The organism is Niallia sp. 03133 (assembly GCF_052663225.1).
The window spans coordinates 133,357-151,400 of record NZ_JBQTCY010000005.1 but is presented as its reverse complement, the minus strand read 5'-3'; the positions used below and the strand labels follow the sequence as shown (position 1 = coordinate 151,400).

General features: G+C 36.0%; 18 protein-coding genes, 1 pseudogene and 1 riboswitch. Of the genes and pseudogenes, 14 read left to right on the top strand and 5 right to left on the bottom strand.

Annotated features, from left to right (window positions below; translation table 11 throughout):
• Window positions 1-337 precede the first annotated feature (337 nt).
• The 5 genes from ACTYBU_RS08970 (at window position 338) to thiW (ending at window position 5,370) form a co-directional block, all read left to right on the top strand.
• Window positions 338-1,099, top strand: a complete 762-nt coding sequence (locus ACTYBU_RS08970; RefSeq protein ID WP_445489012.1) for a MurR/RpiR family transcriptional regulator — start codon at window positions 338-340, stop codon at window positions 1,097-1,099.
• A gap of 660 nt (window positions 1,100-1,759) precedes the next feature.
• On the top strand, window positions 1,760-2,518 hold the full coding sequence (locus tag ACTYBU_RS08965) for an ABC transporter ATP-binding protein (protein WP_445489010.1): 759 nt from the start codon (window positions 1,760-1,762) through the stop codon (window positions 2,516-2,518).
• Between the two features lie 34 nt (window positions 2,519-2,552).
• Window positions 2,553-3,371 carry an ABC transporter permease gene (locus tag ACTYBU_RS08960; RefSeq protein WP_445489008.1) on the top strand — a complete coding sequence of 273 codons (819 nt, stop codon included), beginning with the start codon at window positions 2,553-2,555 and terminating at the stop codon, window positions 3,369-3,371.
• Window positions 3,372-3,550: 179 nt separating this feature from the next.
• Window positions 3,551-4,567, top strand: a complete 1,017-nt coding sequence (locus tag ACTYBU_RS08955) for an ABC transporter substrate-binding protein (RefSeq protein ID WP_445489274.1) — start codon at window positions 3,551-3,553, stop codon at window positions 4,565-4,567.
• Between the two features lie 62 nt (window positions 4,568-4,629).
• Window positions 4,630-4,739: riboswitch (TPP riboswitch) on the top strand.
• A gap of 133 nt (window positions 4,740-4,872) precedes the next feature.
• Window positions 4,873-5,370 (top strand): energy coupling factor transporter S component ThiW, encoded by a 498-nt coding sequence (thiW, locus tag ACTYBU_RS08950; RefSeq protein ID WP_445489007.1) that lies wholly within the window; start codon window positions 4,873-4,875, stop codon window positions 5,368-5,370.
• 298 nt (window positions 5,371-5,668) lie between these two features.
• Here thiW and ACTYBU_RS08945 read toward each other — a convergent pair whose 3' ends face one another.
• Complete coding sequence (locus ACTYBU_RS08945) at window positions 5,669-6,034, bottom strand: lipoprotein (RefSeq protein ID WP_445489005.1); 366 nt, start codon at window positions 6,032-6,034, stop codon at window positions 5,669-5,671.
• A 249-nt stretch (window positions 6,035-6,283) separates the two neighbouring features.
• On the opposite strand from ACTYBU_RS08945, the gene ACTYBU_RS08940 reads away from it, so the two are divergent.
• The 4 genes from ACTYBU_RS08940 (at window position 6,284) to ACTYBU_RS08925 (ending at window position 11,194) form a co-directional block, all read left to right on the top strand.
• Window positions 6,284-7,525: a PucR family transcriptional regulator gene (locus ACTYBU_RS08940; protein WP_445489003.1), complete on the top strand. Its 1,242-nt coding sequence runs from the start codon at window positions 6,284-6,286 to the stop codon at window positions 7,523-7,525.
• Window positions 7,526-7,659: 134 nt separating this feature from the next.
• A complete protein-coding gene (ald, locus tag ACTYBU_RS08935) occupies window positions 7,660-8,796 on the top strand; it encodes an alanine dehydrogenase (RefSeq protein WP_445489001.1) in 1,137 nt (378 codons plus the stop codon).
• Between the two features lie 527 nt (window positions 8,797-9,323).
• Window positions 9,324-10,265 (top strand): ABC transporter ATP-binding protein, encoded by a 942-nt coding sequence (locus ACTYBU_RS08930; RefSeq protein WP_445488999.1) that lies wholly within the window; start codon window positions 9,324-9,326, stop codon window positions 10,263-10,265.
• Window positions 10,262-11,194, top strand: a complete 933-nt coding sequence (locus tag ACTYBU_RS08925; RefSeq protein WP_445488997.1) for an ABC transporter permease — start codon at window positions 10,262-10,264, stop codon at window positions 11,192-11,194. Before ACTYBU_RS08930 ends, ACTYBU_RS08925 begins: the two co-directional genes overlap by 4 nt.
• A gap of 589 nt (window positions 11,195-11,783) precedes the next feature.
• Here the strand turns inward: ACTYBU_RS08925 and ACTYBU_RS08920 are convergent.
• The gene (locus ACTYBU_RS08920) at window positions 11,784-11,921 is read right to left on the bottom strand and encodes a hypothetical protein (RefSeq protein ID WP_445488995.1); all 138 of its coding nucleotides are present in this window, start codon (window positions 11,919-11,921) and stop codon (window positions 11,784-11,786) included.
• 243 nt (window positions 11,922-12,164) lie between these two features.
• On the opposite strand from ACTYBU_RS08920, the gene ACTYBU_RS08915 reads away from it, so the two are divergent.
• From ACTYBU_RS08915 to ACTYBU_RS08905, 3 genes are all read left to right on the top strand, one after another.
• Window positions 12,165-12,491, top strand: coding sequence for a MerR family transcriptional regulator (locus ACTYBU_RS08915; protein ID WP_445488994.1), 327 nt, complete (start codon window positions 12,165-12,167; stop codon window positions 12,489-12,491).
• Between the two features lie 359 nt (window positions 12,492-12,850).
• On the top strand, window positions 12,851-13,615 hold the full coding sequence (locus ACTYBU_RS08910; protein WP_445488993.1) for a threonine/serine exporter family protein: 765 nt from the start codon (window positions 12,851-12,853) through the stop codon (window positions 13,613-13,615).
• A 13-nt stretch (window positions 13,616-13,628) separates the two neighbouring features.
• Complete coding sequence (locus tag ACTYBU_RS08905; RefSeq protein ID WP_445488991.1) at window positions 13,629-14,084, top strand: threonine/serine exporter family protein; 456 nt, start codon at window positions 13,629-13,631, stop codon at window positions 14,082-14,084.
• Between the two features lie 65 nt (window positions 14,085-14,149).
• Here the strand turns inward: ACTYBU_RS08905 and ACTYBU_RS08900 are convergent, their stop codons facing one another.
• Window positions 14,150-14,788 carry an NAD(P)-dependent oxidoreductase gene (locus ACTYBU_RS08900; RefSeq protein ID WP_445488989.1) on the bottom strand — a complete coding sequence of 213 codons (639 nt, stop codon included), beginning with the start codon at window positions 14,786-14,788 and terminating at the stop codon, window positions 14,150-14,152.
• Between the two features lie 316 nt (window positions 14,789-15,104).
• Here ACTYBU_RS08900 and ACTYBU_RS08895 point away from each other — a divergent pair, with 316 nt between their 5' ends.
• On the top strand, window positions 15,105-16,004 hold the full coding sequence (locus ACTYBU_RS08895) for an NAD(P)/FAD-dependent oxidoreductase (RefSeq protein ID WP_445488987.1): 900 nt from the start codon (window positions 15,105-15,107) through the stop codon (window positions 16,002-16,004).
• Here ACTYBU_RS08895 and ACTYBU_RS08890 read toward each other — a convergent pair whose 3' ends face one another.
• A complete protein-coding gene (locus ACTYBU_RS08890; protein WP_445488985.1) occupies window positions 16,005-16,727 on the bottom strand; it encodes a class I SAM-dependent methyltransferase in 723 nt (240 codons plus the stop codon).
• 246 nt (window positions 16,728-16,973) lie between these two features.
• Here ACTYBU_RS08890 and ybaK point away from each other — a divergent pair, with 246 nt between their 5' ends.
• Window positions 16,974-17,453 (top strand): Cys-tRNA(Pro) deacylase, encoded by a 480-nt coding sequence (gene ybaK, locus ACTYBU_RS08885; protein ID WP_445488983.1) that lies wholly within the window; start codon window positions 16,974-16,976, stop codon window positions 17,451-17,453.
• 181 nt (window positions 17,454-17,634) lie between these two features.
• On the opposite strand, the pseudogene ACTYBU_RS08880 reads toward ybaK, so the two are convergent.
• A pseudogene (locus tag ACTYBU_RS08880) lies at window positions 17,635-17,758 on the bottom strand (NAD(P)-dependent oxidoreductase); the annotation flags it as partial.
• Window positions 17,759-18,044: the final 286 nt, after the last annotated feature.

Sequence of the window (18,044 nt, the reverse complement as noted above, 5' to 3'; positions counted from 1 at the left end):
ATCCCCGAGGTGGGGGTCTTACAGCCCGTTAAGCGTGGGATAAATAAATGTACTATTAATACTGCCTCCTTTTTCAAAAGAAAAGGAGGCAGTATTTTCATAGATTCTCCTGCCATTCTTTTATATTTTCCTTGTCATAATGGTTATTATAAAGTGAACCTTCCATCAGTGGGGGTTTTGTTCATCCCCCACTGATGGCTAGTTGAACTTATCGGATCTTTACGGGCAGTTATCCCCCACCTAGCTTCCTCGATTTCTCAGCATCCCCGAGGTGGGGGTTTTACTGCCCGTTAAGTATGGGATAAAATATAACTGAGTGGTATAGGAGGAGAACGATATGAAATTAGAAGAGCTGATTAATAGATATTATAATCAATTGCATGAAAATGATTTTCATATTTTAAAGTATATTTTAAATAATAAAAGTTCTTGTTATAAGCTGAATATTAATGATTTGGCTAAAAAATGCAATGTCTCAAGATCTTCTGTACTTCGTCTTGCACAAAAGCTGGATTTTAGCGGCTACAGTGAATTTCGCGTATTTTTGAAATGGGAAGATGAAGGGGAAGGTGAGGTGGCTGCAGACTATATCGGCACATTAACCTCAGATATTGAAGCAACCTTAAAGCATCTGAAGGCAAAGAGCTTTGAAGATATTTGTCAATTGATGGATCAATCGGAGCGTATTTTTGTATATGGTACAGGTTCTGGACAATTAAATGCAGCACATGAATTACAGCGTGCGTTTATTGCGCAGCACCGATATATTACTATTATTCATGATCAAACAAAATTTGAAGTGATATTGCCTGATTTAACAGCGAAGGATCTAATGATTATTATTTCACTATCAGGCGATACACCAAATCTGATTCCTAAAGTTCAAAAGCTAGTGACAAAGGGAATTCCATTCTTATCTATTACGAATATGAAAAATAATTCGTTAGCACAAATGACACCGCATAATTTATATGCAACTACCACATCTGTACCAACAAGCAGCGGAATTGATTATACATCTTTGGCATCTTTTTTTATCGTTGGGGAAGTGCTTGTAAGCAAATTTATAGAGTATCTTGAAAGGAAAAAAATGCAATAAAGTAAAGGGTGTATCTATATTGAAAAGTGTTATCAGCAGAAAGTATATAAATGGACATATCTTAACAAATTAATATATACCATTACTAAAGCTCACAAAAAATTTTTGATTATAAAATGTTGAATTGAATAGATGGGATAATACGAAGATGGAACTGGTTGTTGAAAAAACGTCTATGCCCTTCTTTAAGGGGATTACACCTAGAAGATAACCGTTTTCGATCAGCCTGATAGAACTTGTCGATATTCTCAGACTATTTTTTGTAAAGAAAAGGGCGGGGCTCTGCCAATTTTATTGAAAAAAACAGCAAAAATTTTTGGTTTGCAAGTATAGCCTGGCTCCGCTCTCGTGCTTCCTTTATTTCCCTCAATTCCTTGTTAGTTGGTGAAGAGGAGGGATGTATCTTCCCTGTATGTTTTAAATGGTTTTTCTTCTTTTTCATTACCCCTTTTCAAAATCTCCATATAGTATAACAAAGACCTATCTTTTTCCGACCTGAAAAAATGATGAATAAGAATTCGCTAAACGAGCTTCCCTTGCATGTTTTTCTGACTCGGTTTCATCGATATGTACTACCTCTCTTAAAGAATACTTGGTAAAAGGAAAACATATAATGAAAGGATAATCCGTTCTTTTAGAAGCTCGGAATGGAGGGCTGCTGTGTATAAATTAGAAGTGAAAAACAACAGTAAAATTTTTAAAAAAGGCGGCAAAGAATTCTATGCTTTAAACGATGCAAGCATGCAGGTTATAGAGGGGAAGTTTATTAGCGTCATTGGCCCGAGCGGCTGTGGAAAATCCACTTTGTTTAATATCATTGCAGGTTTAATTACACCAACAACAGGAAGCGTTCTATTAGATGGAAAAGATATTATCGGAAAAAAAGGCTTTGTAGGATATATGCTTCAAAAGGATTTGCTTTTGCCATGGAGAACCATCCTTCATAACGTAATATTAGGTCTTGAAGTAAAAGGCGTTTCTAAAAAAGAGGCAATAAATCGAGCGATGCCGCTGTTAGAGAAGTATGGATTGGGAGGATTTGAAAATCATTATCCGGATGAATTATCAGGGGGAATGAGGCAGAGGGCAGCACTCCTGCGCACGCTTTTATATGATCAAGATATCATTTTGTTGGATGAACCGTTTGGGGCGCTAGATGCCCAGACGAGATTAAAGATGCAGCAATGGCTTTTGCAAATATGGGCTGACTTCAGAAAAACAGTGCTTTTTATTACCCATGATATAGACGAAGCCATTTTTCTATCGGATGAAATATATGTAATGACGCCAAGACCTGGAAGTATTAAAGAGAAAATAACGGTTCCTTTAGACAGACCAAGAAACGAAAAGACCTTATTAAATACGGAATTTGTAGAGGTTAAAAAATATGTGTTGAGCCTTTTGAAGGAAAAAGAATAGTGGTTTTTTAGAAAAAAGGAAAGGAGAACGATCAGTGACAACAAAACAAAAAAAACCCTTTCCATATATTGAAGATGAAGAAGCAAAAGCAAAAAGACGAAAACAGGCTACTTTTTATGGACAGTGGGCAATTGGTATTTTATTTGTTGTTTTATGGGAATTATTAACGAAATGGAAAATAATCGATGCTTATTATTGGAGCAGTCCGTCTATTATATGGAAAACAGCCTCTGTTGCTTTTACGGATGGAACCTTGCTTAATGATCTTTTATACACTTCAGGGGCAACTATTTTAGGTTTTATATTAGGAACATTTTTTGGGGCTTTAATTGGACTGTCTTTTTGGTGGTCGTACTATTACTCCAGAATTTCAGAACCATATTTGATTGCGTTTAATGCGGTTCCGAAGCTTGCGTTAGCACCTGTGCTTGTCATTCTGTTCGGTATAGGATTCAGCTCTAAAGTAGTATTGGCATTTATGATGACAGTTATTGTTACGGCACTTGCTGCATATAGTGGAGTAAAAAGCGTAGATGCAGATTTAGAAAAGCTTTTATACTCTTTAGGGGCAAGAAGAAGGCATGTTTTTACAAAAGTAGTGATTCCGACAAGCATGCCATGGATTGTTAGCAGTTTGAAAATTAACATTGCATTAGCATTAGCAGGAACGATTGTAGGCGAGTTTATCAGCTCGAGACAAGGAATTGGCAGAATGATTTTATATGCCGGACAAATCATGAATATTAATCTTGTTTGGGTAGGCGTTGTTGTGTTATCTATTCTATCTATCTTCATGTATTTTGCAACGGTTTGGATCGAAAAGCTGCTATTGAAAGGAAGACATGGAAATTAAACAGGTAGCAAGAAGAAAGGAATGTTTAATCAATTATCAAAACAGACTATCTCCATTTTAGAAAAAACACCAAATACTCCTATTAAATATCCACTTACCTCCAACCATTATTCCTATCTCTTAACAGTCAGAAACACCTTTCTTTTTTATAAATAAAAGGGGGATTTACATTGAAAAAAATGAAGCTCGTATTTATTGCATGTCTAGGTTTGATGCTTACACTCGCAGGTTGTTCATCGGATAAGGAAAATTCTGATGACGGAAAAAACGACGGATTAAAGAAAATAGTAATAGCAGAGCCAGTTCACTTAATCGGCTATTTACCGTTGTATGTAGCGATTCAGGAAGGATATTTTAAAGAAGAAGGACTTGATGTGGAAGTAATTACTGCAACAGGTGGTGCTCATGTAACATCGGTTGTCAGCGGAGATGCATGGGGAAACATAGGTGGTCCTGAATCAAATCAAATGGCGAATACAGGAAGTCCTGATCCGATTACATCGGTTGTAAATGTTGTAAATCGGGCAAATGTATACTTAATGGGCAATGAAGATGTAAAAATTGATAGTTCAAATAAAGAAGAGTTGGCAAAATACTTAAAAGGGAAAACCATTGCAGCAGGCCGTTTTGGGGGCAGTCCTAATTTGCTGACAAGATGGCTGTTAATGGATTTAGGCTTAAATCCAGATAAAGATGTAACATTGGAAGAGCCGGCTGATGCTGGTGCAGTAGTTTCATTAGTAGAATCCGGAAAAGCGGATATCGCAAATGGAGGAGAGCCGCAAATTACAGAGGGTATCAAAAAAGGAGTATGGAAAGAGCCGTTTTATAGTTTTACTAGCTTAGGAGATTATCCTTATTCTGTGATAAGTGTGAAAGAATCTACAATAAAAAAAGATCCAAAGATAGTAGAAAGCTTTGTGAAAGCCGTATTAAAAGGATTAAAAACAGTAGATGAAAATTCAGAATTAGCGATGAAAGTATTGAAAGAGGAGTTTCCTTCTACACCGGATGACAGCTTAAAAGCATCCTTGGACAGAGCGTATGCCGATCATTTATGGAGTAAAGATGGATATATCTCAAAAGAAGCTGTTGCAAAGCCAATGGAAGTGGTGGAAAAAACAGGTGTTTATACAAAGGGCTATGACTACGATAAATTAATTGATATGCAATTTGTTGATAAACGATCAAAATGATTAGAGTAAAGCCCCTTTTCAGCGCCTGAAAAATAGGATAAGATAAACATAATAAGCTAAGTATTGACTACTAGGGGTGCCGTTTTACAGGCTGAGAGAAAAACATCCCGTTTTTCAACTCTAAGAACCTGATCTGGATTATGCCAGCGTAGGGAAGTAGTGGATTTTTCTCTATTTCTTGTTAATGAAAAGTCAGGTCTTTTTAGATCTGGCTTTTTTTATTCAAGACGGATCATTAGTCAATATCCATTAAGGTGTCCTTTAGCGGCCGCTTTCGCTTAAATCATGTAAGTGAGGGATAGAAAATGAAAAAAACACATCAACTTGTAGTAATGGCTTTATTTACAGCAATCGGCACATTTGGTTCAACCGTTCTTTGGTTTCCAGCAGGCGTTGCAAAAGCATATCCGGTTCAAAGTGCATTAAATGTCATAGCAGCCGTGCTGTTAGGACCAATTCCCGCTGTTATTATTGCTTTTATGACATCATTATTAAGAAATCTCGCCGGCACAGGATCTCTGCTAGCATTTCCAGGAAGTATGATTGGTGCTCTTCTTGCAGGATATTTATACAAAAAAACAGCCAAAACATATCTTGCTTCGTTAGGAGAATTTGTCGGAACGGGAGTAATAGCAGCTTTATTTGCAGTACCTTATGCAAGCATTTTGATGGGAACGAAAACAGGAGCCTTCTTTTTCCTTCCATCCTTTGTTGTCAGCAGCTTAGCTGGATCCATTCTTGGTTTTCTGCTGGTTAGTCGATTAGTAAAAATGAAAAATACGATGTTAATCAAGCAAATATAAGAAAAGCGCAAGCGCCCTTGCTCATCGACAGAAAAAGGTGAGTTCCACAGGATGTGGCGTTCTTAATTTGTGTACCTTAAGTGAGATAAAGGAAACACGAAGAACGCAAGCGAGGTGAGGGAAGCGTTGAAGTCAATAGGGTGCTTGCGCTAGACTTTTGTCAGGTTTCAGAAAACTTATACTTCTTATCTTATAAAGGCAGGCTTAACTGCCCCCCCCCAATTGTTAGAAAAGAATATCTAATAATGGGGGGTTTTTGTTGCGGGCAATATTTATAATAATGATTATTATTTTAATCCTACATTTTCTGTATAACTTGTTTTCTTGAAATATTTGTAAATTTTTTAAGGTTATTAGAGTTTTGTGGGAATAGTTCGTACTCCTTATTTTTTTCTTGATATATAGATTCTATTTGTTTATTTGAATCAAGTGTATATATAAGACTGATATATTTACCATCTGAATAAACAATAATGCCAGTTTCTTCTCTTTTTAGAATTTCATTATTTTTAAGGATTTTTTCTTTCTGTAATTTGATATTTTCTAGTGTGATAACTTGATTAATTATGGAATCATATTTTTCCTTAGTCTTTTCTTCTTTATTTTTGCAACCAAAAAGCATGGGCACAACTAGTAGAGTAATTAATAATAATTTTATTTTCATTTGAACAACCTCCTATTTTTTAATATAAAAGATAATAAAACAAATAGAATCAATAATGAAAAAAACAAATCACCTGCAATTCGAACAAATTTGGGAAAGCTCTTTTTCGAATACTTGGTCCTCTTCTAATTATGTATTGTTGAATAGGAAGAAAACACGATAAAATAGAAGAAGAAAGAATAAATATAAGTTCTGCACTTATTTATTAAACAATGCGAATTTTAATATGAAAAAGGAAGGAGCAGATTAATGTCTAATGAGCCATTGAATCCGTTCCGACGGGAAATGTACGATTCCCTTGAAAGTTTTGTTGATCATGTAAGTGAATTTTTTGGGTGCCCTATTACACTGGAAGATACGCACCATCGTGTTTTAGTTTACAGCAGCCACGGTGAGGAGACTGATATGGCGAGAATTTCGACCATCATTAGTCGGAAAGTTCCGGAAAAAGTGATTAATCGCCTGTGGAAGGATGGCGTCATTCCACAATTGTTGAAAAGCAAAAGGCCGATTCGTATTGAAGAAAAAAAGGAAATAGGATTAGGCAATCGGGTCGCTGTTTCCATATGGAGAGGCGAAGAGGTGATCGGCTATATTTGGGCGGTAGAAATAAATAATCATTTAACAGCACAGCAAATGAAGCAATTGGAATTTGCAGCAGCTGCTGGAAAGCACTTGCTGTCCCGGTTTGGAAAAAATAAAGCACCATCCAGTCTAGATAACCAAGAGTTTTTCTGGAGACTGTTGACAGGGCATGTAACGGAGCAAGAAGCGGATGTGAAATTAAATGAAATCGGAATTCCTTTATTCTCTCACTTTACCATCATGGCATTTCGGTTTGAAAGTATAATAAGCAAAGAGATGGAGAGGCATATTCTCTATTTATTGAAGACTGCGGAAGACGTAAAAATCCCTTTTTCAACGATTGATGATAATGAATTAATCATATTGATGAGTGCAAAGGAATTGCGGACAAATCCATCTTCCACCTATAAAAAGTTTATTCAGAGCTTTCCTGTTCATTTGAAGGAAAGGTTTGATATTTTACATGTTAGAGGTGGGTTTGGAGGAATCTACAAAGACTTTAAACATGTCATAAAAAGTTACAAAGAAGCAAAAACAGTGTTAGAGGTTCAGGAGAAATTTCCAGCAGAAGCAGCTTCTTTTCATCAGTATCAAGATTTAGGGATTTATCAGTTTTTGGATTTATTATTAGAGAAGAGAATCCAAGATGGTTCTGAAAATATCGCTATTCAAAAATTAACAGCATATGATGATCGGCATCATACAGAATTATTAATGACATTGGAAGTTTATCTAGATGAAAATGAAAGCATGCAAAAAACAGCTGCAAGGCTTCATATTCATATAAATACATTAACCTATCGTCTAAAAAGAATAGCTGAAATAATGGATGTGAATTTATCTGCTCCTACTCAAAAATTTATGCTTTATTTAGATCTGAAGCTTATGCGTTGGCGTAAAGAGTAAGCTTTGTGGATTTTCACAAATGCCCTGCGCAACTTTTATTGTTTTTAACAATGATTAATTTTTCCATTCGTCTTATGATAATGATAAGAAATCTAACGTTATTCGTAAGAAGATATAACAAGGAGGAATGGAAAATGATTATTGGTATTCCGAAAGAAATAAAAAACAACGAGAATAGGGTAGCGATTACTCCTTCAGGTGTATCTCTTTTGAAAAAAGGTGGACATGAGGTCCTTGTTGAAACGAATGCAGGTATTGGAAGTGGGTTCACAAACGAAGAATATGCGGGAGCGGGAGCAAAAATTATCGCAACAGCAGCAGAGCTTTGGAATGCTTCTGACATGATTATTAAAGTGAAAGAACCTTTAGCATCTGAATATGGGTATTTCCGTAAAGGTCTGATTTTATTCACGTATTTACATTTAGCAGCAGAAAAAGAGCTTGCAGCTGCTCTAACGGAAAATGGAGTAACGTCGATTGCATACGAAACGATTGAAGTGAATGGCAAACTGCCGCTCTTAACCCCAATGAGCGAGGTTGCAGGAAGAATGGCAGTGCAAATCGGCGCACAATTCTTAGAACAGCCACATGGCGGAAAAGGAATTCTTCTTGCTGGTGTGCCCGGAGTGAAAAGAGGAAATGTTACGATTATCGGTGGTGGTATTGTTGGAACAAACGCAGCGAAAATTGCCATTGGACTTGGAGCAAATGTAACATTATTAGATTTAAATCCAGAAAGATTAAGAGAATTGGATAATCAGTTTGGTTCAAGCCTTAATACGGTTATTTCCAACCCGGCAAATATTGAGGAAGCGGTAGTAGGAGCAGATTTAGTAATCGGAGCTGTATTAATTCCAGGAGCGAAAGCACCGAAGCTTGTAACAGAAGAAATGGTAAGGAAAATGTCTCCAGGCTCTGTAATTGTTGATGTGGCAATTGATCAAGGTGGTATATTTGAAACAGTCGACCATATTACAACACATGATAATCCAACATATGAAAAGCATGGGGTTGTTCATTATGCAGTAGCGAATATGCCAGGAGCAGTTCCTAGAACCTCTACGATTGCATTAACAAATGTAACCATCCCTTATGCACTGCAAATTGCCAATCAAGGAGCAGTTGCAGCGATTGAAAGCAATTATGCGATCAAACAAGGTGTAAATACATTTGATGGTAAAATTACGTATTCTCCAGTTGCAAAAGATCTTGGATATGAATATATTCCAGTACAAGAAGTAATAAATGGGTTATCCACTACATCTGTATAATAAATACATTAAAATAATAAAAGCCGGATTTTCTTCTACTAATTTGGAGGGAAACCGGCTTTTTTAAAAGATAAGAAAGTATAAGTTTTCTGAAGTCTGTGAAGTGTCTAGCGCAAGCACCCTATCGACTTCGCCGCTTCCTTCACCTCGTCTACGATAAGTCAACATCAACGCTTGCGCTCTTTGTGTTTCCTTTCTCTCTAAAGTACACAAACTAAAACCGCCACGTCCTGTGGCGGCGTTTGTGTGATCTACATCCTTTGGACCTCAGCTTTTTCTGTCGATGAGCAAGGCTGCTTGCGCTTTTCTTAATAAGTTAACCACCAAAAAGAATAGAAAAAAGCACATTTGAATTTCATAATCCGCTAAAAAAGAGTCTTTTCTTCGTGAAGAGTAGATTATTATTCTTTTATTTTCCAAAAAAATGAAACTTTCATTTGTTTCCTATCGTATAGAATAGGGAAGTAGGATGTTCGGCTTACGTGGTATAGGCTTGAGAGAAGTATTATAAAAGAAAGGAGCAAAATATGTCTCAATATGCTTTAGAAGTAAAAAACTTAACGAAAAAAATTAGAAACAAGACCATTGTAGATTCTGTCAGTTTTTCTGTTGAAAAAGGGGAGATTTTTGGACTGCTTGGACCAAATGGAGCAGGGAAAACAACGATTATCCGGATGATCGTCAGCTTGATCAATAGAACAAAAGGGGACGTTGTAATTAATGGCTATTCTTTAGACAGTTCGTTTGCTAATGCGATGAGCAGCATTGGCGCAATTGTAGAAAACCCTGAATTTTATAAGTATATGAGTGGTTATAAGAACTTGCGTCATTACGCAAGAATGGCAAAAAAGCAAATTACAGAAGAACGTATCCTTGAAGTAGCCAAGTTAGTGGGATTAGAGAATGCCATGCATCAAAAAGTAAGAACTTATTCTTTAGGAATGCGTCAGCGTTTAGGCGTAGCGCAGGCATTATTACATAATCCAGCCCTTCTTATTTTAGATGAACCGACAAATGGGCTTGATCCACAGGGGATAAAAGAATTTCGCAATTATCTTCACGAGCTGGCAGCACAAGGCATATCTGTGTTAGTATCGTCCCATTTACTAGCGGAAATGCAGCTAATGTGTCATCGGTTTGCAATTATTGAAAAGGGAGAATTGATCCATATTTCCACAATGGATGAAACGGTACAAGAAGAAGCAGAGGATTTAAGAGAAGTTATTTTCGAAGTAGACCAGCTTGAAAAAGTGGTTCCGCTATTAAATAATAGTGCGATTGATTTCGAAGTAACAGCACAGCACAAAAAGGAATTAACGCTAAAAATAAAGAAACCATCCATTCCTATTATAAACAAATTATTGGTGAAAAATGAAATTTCTGTATATGGAATTACTGTAAGAAAATTAACCCTTGAAGACAGATTTTTAGAAATTACTAGTCAGAAAGGAGAAAAGCAAACAATATGATTGGTTTAATTCAAAATGAACTTATTAAAACTTTTGAAAAGAAAATGAGCTGGGTATTTGCTATATTGCTTATTGTGGCACTTATAGGATCGGGACTTCTTTATCAAAAAGTGACCGATAAACAAAAAGGAGATACTTGGCAAGAATCTGTACAGATGGAAATAAAAGATCTTCAAGACCAGCAGCAAAAAGCGCCGGAAGAAGAAAAGGCTATGCTATCAGATCAAATTGCACAAAAACAATGGTATTTAAAAGAAAAGGTGAATCCGTATCCAACTAATTGGTCGTTTATGAATGAACTGGTCATCGCCTTAAAATCGTTGGTTACTCTATTTGTTGTCATCGTCTGTGCAGGAAATATTTCCTCAGAGTTTTCGGATGGCACCATTAAACAGCTGCTGATAAGGCCGCATCGCCGCTGGGCTATTTTAGTGTCTAAGTATATCGCCATGCTTATTTATGCTTTGTTTTTAGCTGTTGTTTTGCTGGTGTTTGGCTATATTATAGGAATACTGTTTTTTGGAACTGGTAATTTTGCAGATAAAATTGATGCTGGCATGGTTGCTGTAAGCGGAGGTAGTCATTTCTTTAAATTGTTTGCTTATTATCTGCCAGGCCTATTAATGATTATTACTATTGCCTTTATGTTATCCACTTTATTTAAAAACCAGGCAATCGCAGTTGGAGTAGGTATCTTTGTCTTATTTTCCTCTTCGACAATTGGAGGCCTTATTTTAATGTATGCGAACAAGTATGCATGGACAAAAATGTTGATATTCCCTCATTTAGACCAAACCGCATTTGTTATGCAAGATAAGATATTGGAGAATATTACAATGCCGATGTCAATAGGCATATTAAGTGTTTATTATATTATCTTTATGGTTATCACTTTTGTGTTTTTCCAAAAAAGGGATATTAGTATATAAGTGTAAAAAAAGAAGGTTTCTTTTAGTAGATACCTTCTTTTTATTGTCTAGCATATTCGGAAAGTGAAGTGTATTCAGGCTGCGGGTTACATAAGAACAATCTATACAAAAACAGCCTAAAATAAAGATAATTAAAAAAATTCCGCCATTTACTTGATGTTATTTATCTATTCCTATAAAATAATGTTAGATTTCCTAACATTTATTAGAAGTAATTTATGGCTTAAATTTATTGATATGTAGTGTGGTAGAAAGTTAAATGTTTTGGATATATAGGAAGCCATGTTTAAATATTGACTCTTAAGCAAAAAGAAAAGTTTTTTCTATCAAGGGGAGGAAGATTTCAAAGGGGGGATGAGCTGGTAAACTCATTTGGGCACAAACAAGTTATTCTCTTGTGTATACGAGAAGAATAATATGGACTGCAGGCACAAGTAAATGGAGAAAAATAGGTTGTTCTAGAAAAACGATAAATTCTTTGAAATTTTTGAAATAAAAAAGTCGAACCATTGCAATGGAATGGCCGACTATTATTTAAAAATAATTTTACATCTATAGTTATTTTAAAAGAATGAAAAACGATAGCGATTTAGCTGTTTTGAATAATTCGAAGTAGATCGTATGCATGGTCACCTGCAACTGCTGCAAGGTTTTCCCAAATTTCATCTCGCAGAAGATCCAGTTCAACTATTTTTCTAGCTAAATCAATTGCTTCCTTGTTAATCATTTCAAATATTGCTCCTCTCCATTTTAAAAAAATATATGCTTTACTAATCTGAAGACTAGGTGGCAGATATAGTATGCATTTTATAAGAAAATAACAAAAAAAACATCTATATTGTCAGGTATTCTTACCTATTTTTTTAATTTTGTGTAAGAAAAACTAACAAAATTAGTCTTGTTTTCGACTAATAGTATTATAATTGCAAATAATGAGATAAATAACTACTTCATGAGGTGGGAGGATAAAATGGATCACGAACCATCCTATAAAAAAAGGAAAGTTATTACGATTGGCGTTGTCAGTGAATTAACGGGGTTAACAGAAAGACAAATAAGATATTATGAACAACGGAAATTGATCTTTCCAGAAAGGCCGGAAAGAGGAAATCGGAAATATTCTTTTTCAGATGTTGAGCGACTAATTGAGATTGCCAATAAACGAGAAGAAGGCGTTCGTACACACGAAATTAGACAGGAAATCATTAAGAAAAATAGAGAAGAAGAAGAGCGCAAAGTAAAAAAACAAATGCTGCGTGGTCAAATCAATGCACGATTTGGCATTCAAAAAGATTAAAAAGAAAAACAGTCTCAAAATAACAAAACGAATTTCCAATGCGATACTATTCAAGTCCTTTAAAATAAGCGAAGGGCTTTTTTTGCGCCTTCATTGGCTTCTTTCATTTCTTCCATCCACCATCACTTGTAAAATAATAATCAGCTATTGATTCAACAAGGGAATTTCCTTTAAACTTTAATATGGAATGGGTAAATGTATTTTTGTAGAAAACTATTAAATACTATAAAGTAAACTTCCATCAGTGGGGGTCTTACTGCCCGTTAAGAGTGGGATAAAAAGCTCATCCTTTTCAAAATGGACAGCTAAAAGGTAAATCTATTTAGGAAAATGTGGGATGTTATTGGAGAGATTTATGTATGGAATTTATTTCAAAAGAAAAAACATATGAAATTATTGAGGTATGTTTGCTTGCTGGAAAAATAATGCTAAGAAATGGTGCAGAAACCTATCGTGTAGAAGATACAATGACAAGAATAGCAAATGCATATGGAGTGGAATATTCCGATAGCTTTGTTACGCCAACTGGGATTATTTTTTCGCTGGAAGGATTAGAACCGACAAAAACAAAACTAATTCGCATTATTGAAAGAACGACAAACTTAGAAAAAGTCACAAAAGTAAATGATGTATCGAGGAAAATATGCGCGGGTGGACTTTCTATTGAGGAAGCGTATACCTTATTAACAAAAATAGAAGAGGAGAAAAAAACATACACGGATTGGATGCAGGTTTTAGCAGGGGCAATAGCAAGCGGATGCTTCCTTATTATGTTTCAAGGTGTTTGGGGGGATTTTCTACCGGCTGTTATTGCTGGTGGAACTGGACTCTTATGTTCTATTTATTTTCATCGAGTCATACAAATAAAGTTTTTTGCTGAATTTGTAGCCGCTTTTCTTGTCGGACTTATCGCATTTGCTGCAGTTTATCTTGGCTTGGGAAAAGAAGTGGATAAAATTATTATTGGCTCTGTTATGCCATTGGTTCCGGGGTTGTTAATTACGAATGCTGTTAGAGATTTGATGGCTGGACATTTAGTGTCCGGCATTTCAAAAGGAGCAGAAGCCTTCTTAACTGCATTTGCAATTGGATCTGGAATTGCAGTCTCATTTGTATTATTATAAGGAGCTTATTATCATGATTACTTTTTTAGAACAAGGATGTATAAGCTTTATTGCAACATATGCCTTTGCAATGATATTTCATACTCCGAGGAAATTGCTGCTTCCGTGCGGATTTGTAGGGATGTGTGGCTGGCTGGCATATTGGTTTGCTGTATATGCTGATATCGATATGGTTCCGGCGACGATTATAGGCGCCTTTTTAGTAGCAGTTATCAGCCATTTTTTCGCTAAAAAATATAAAACACCTGTTATTATATTTAGTGTTTCCGGCATTATCCCGCTTGTCCCGGGAGGAATGGCCTATGATGCAATGCGTCATTTTGTTGAAAATAATTATAGCCATGCCGTAAGCTTAGCTGCAAAAGCGTTTCTTATTTCGGGATCGATAGCAATGGGATTAATGTTTTCGGAGGTTTTAAACCAATTAATCTATAAAGTAAATAATAAAAGAAAAGCAAGCGATAAGTAGAATGGTCTACAATCCAATCCTTGCTTTTTTATTTTGTATGGAAAAGCGGCCGGATTCTGCATTTGTTAATTAGAGATAAATGGCGTTTTTCGAATATATTCTTTTTTATTAATCTGATCTATAAGATATTCGGCTATATCTGCATTCATTATCTTTCTGCCTGGCATATCCTTTAAATCCTCTTTAATTTTACCTGTTTCCGAACCTTCCATTACGAAAGGTAACCGTACGAGTGTCCATTCTATATCGCTATTTTGTAAAATAGATAATTCCCTTTTTTTATCGGTCATCATGTTGGAGAATAAGATTTCAAATATTTTAGCACCTACTTTATTGATGAATGTCTTATTGTCTCCAGGTATTGTAAGAGATCCTCCTGTAACTCCAATATATCTTTTTATTCCCAAATCACTCATTTTGTTAAGGATGCTACTCGTTACACTGCTATATATAGGCTTCTCCTCCTTTACAGGTTGACCCAAAGTATTAATGACAGTATCACAGCCTTTTAATAGAAGATGAACTGCCTTCTCATCTTGGGCATCTCCACAAATAAGCTCTATTCTGTCATCGTATTTTTTAAATTTATTTGGATTTCTAACAAGCATACGTACTTTAAAGCCATTTTCTAATGCTTTTTTTGCCAAATGCTGTCCTACTTTTCCAGTCCCTCCAATAATTGCAACGCTGTTATATACCGCCACTAAACTTCCCCCAGTTTAAATAATGAATGACTATTTAATAATACGTATATATAAAGCTTTTAGTTTCAACTACCATTTAAATTAGCTGATTCTTTTAGCAATGATGTTTTCTATACGAGATGTGACAGTGTTTTCCGTTAGAGGTACATATTCCTTTACATGTAATTAAATTCTAAGCCTTTGCAGTGTATTTATCCCACTCTTAACGGGATCGGTTTGTGTTTTCTTTTTCAAAAAAGAATAAAATATGCTTCTTCCTGAAAATCTAAACAAATGGGCATCATCATTTTTGACATAGAGGGAAGGCATAAGAAAGATGAAGACATATGATTGTATTATAGTAGGCGGGGGCATAGCCGGCTTGCAGGCAGCCATTCAATTAGGCCGGTATCAACATAAAGTGCTGGTCATTGATTCGAATGACGGCAGATCCACATTATGCAGAAGCTATCATAATATTTTAGGCTATCCAATTGGCATAAGCGGGGAAGAATTGCGAACAATCGGCAGAGAACAGGCAAGTTGTTTAGGTGTTTCTTTTTTACAGGATACGGTAATAAAAGCGGAAAAACAGAATGCCGATTTTATCCTATCAACAGTGTCTCATGTACAATTTTTAGCAAAGAGACTGTTATTAGCGACAGGCATAATGGATACAATCCCTCCTTTTCCTGCCTTATTTCCTTGCTTAGGAATAAGTGTGTATGTATGTCCAGATTGTGATGGATACGAAGTAAAGGATAGAAGAACAGTAGTGATTGGCAATGGAAACGTTGGAGCCAATATGGCATTAACCTTAACGTATTGGACAAAAGAAGTTCTTTATATTAATCATGGCGGTGATCAAGTAGACGAGGAATTAGAGCAAAAGATGAAGGCTAAAAAGATTCCTCATATAAATAAAAGAATAACAACAGTAAATGCAGAGGGAGAAAAACTGAAAAGCTATGTTTTAGAAGGGGAGATGGAAGTGAAGGCAGAACATAGCTTTATTGCATTTGGAAAAAATAAAGTGAAATCTGATTTAGCAGCACAGCTAGGTGTAAAGCTCTTGGATAATCAGCATATAGTAGTGGATGGACGCACGAAAATGACAAATATAGAAAATGTCTGGGCCGCAGGTGATGTCGCTGCACACTCGGAACAAGTAACGATTGCAATGGGGGAAGGATCTCAAGCTGCCATTTGGGTGCATAAATCACTGCTTCAGAATTAGTCAGCAAATAGCACGATAAACACGATAGCCAACAATATTCCCATATGCATACAGAATATGGGAATGTTCCATTAGTTTATTTTCCATATCCGCATTTCCTGGAACATTAAGATCCAGTCCTTCCTCATCTATTTCAGGAGCGTTTAGAAGATGGGAAAATACAGAATGTGAAACTTTTACTTCAACGGAGGTGAAGCCAGCTTCTTGTATATCGTTTATCCATTCTTGTTCTGTTAGAACTTTTTCAATTCCATAGACAGAGCTCATATTATATTGTTCATTTGGACTCAACTTTCTTTCGGATGTCATTTCTGATGCAAGCAGAACGCCATTTGGCCTGAGCACACGTTTTAATTCTGATAGAGACTTTTTCCAGTTGGTGAAAATCAGAACTGATTCGACAAGAATAATATCAAAGCTATTATCTGCAAAAGGAAGCTTTTCAAGGCTTCCTTGAAACAAGCTGATAGAAAGCTGCTCTTTTTTAAAGCGACTCATTGCTCTTTTTATCATGGTTGGATGGTAATCGATGCTTGTTACATGACAAGGATAATTTTTCTTTATATAGGCAGATGTTTGCCCCGTTCCGCATCCGGCGTCAAGAATCTTCGTTGCAGCAGTTATAAGTTCTTGCTCCAACAAAGTTTTTGTTAAAGCTAATCCACCTGGATGCGCTCCGTTAACCCCGTAATATGCAAGAGCATCTTGATATGTTGGTTTCATATAGGTCCTCCTGAATAGAAATTAAAAAAGAAAGTTTTTTATACTATATGGAGGTTTGGGTAAAAAGTTCATCTCCATGAACAAAGATAAACTGCCAATTCTAGAAGCTTCAGAGTGCAGACAAAGCCGTTTTTGCAGAAACAGCAGGCTGATCGAAAACGAGCGTTTGTCGATAGCGTGACTAGATGCATATTTTTCCTTTTGATATAATGAAGAAAAGAGTAATTATTGGAAGAGGGAAGTTGAATGGCACAAGCAAAAACAAATGCAATGCGTTTTTTAGATAGTCATCATATTGCTTATGAACTCTATACATATACGAATAAAGATGGAAAAATAGATGGAATATCTGTTGCGAATAAAATCAATAAAGATATTCAGATGGTATTTAAAACATTAGTTGTAAAAGGAAGCAGCAATGACATTTATGTTTGTGTCATTCCTGTAGCAGAAGAGCTTGATTTTAAAAAAGTAGCAAAAATCGTTCAAGAGAAGAAAGTAGAAATGGCTCCGGTAAAGGATATTCAAAAATTAACAGGCTATATTCGCGGCGGCTGTTCTCCTTTTGGAATGAAAAAGCAGTATCCTACCATCATTGATGAACATGCGGCAAGTCTTTCCTCCATCATTGTAAGCGCAGGGAAAATCGGCATGCAAATTGAGATAAGTGTAATGGATTTAACAGAGACAATAGATGCTCAGCTGGCAGATGTTCTGCATTCGTAGGGAATGTTTGTTTCTTTCTCTGCGGAAGAAGCAGACGCCTAATTCTTAGAATATGGAATGATATACACTTTTATCATCCCTTGCGGCAGCCCGCTGCTTCCCTATCAAGCGTTTATCAATCACAAGGGCACTTTTCGCTTCTTGCTGCATACGATAACAGGATAAATGCCTAAAAAGGAGTGAAGGAAAAAATATTTGTTCGGAAGGTGTGCTCCAATTGTTCTTTTGTAATATCTTAGGATGCTTTTCTGCACATACTGTACAGCATGGTTATTGACTAAAATATCAACCTTTCCAAATTGCTGGATCGTCTTTTGCGCCACTAGTGACAGTGTACATTGCCGTACGGACTCGGACTATAATTAGGAGCTAAGCACCACTCAAATTTTAAGGTGATAAAAAATTCTGTTGATTAAAAAAACGCTCCTTATGTGGTGCTAACCCTGTGTGAAAATACAGATGCCAGCGTCCACAAAAGGAGCATTTTATTATAAAGTAAACTTCCATCAGTGGGGGTTTTTCCTCATCCTCCACTGATGGTTAGTTGCACTTATCTGATCTTTACGGGCAAGTTTCAACACCTAGCTTCCT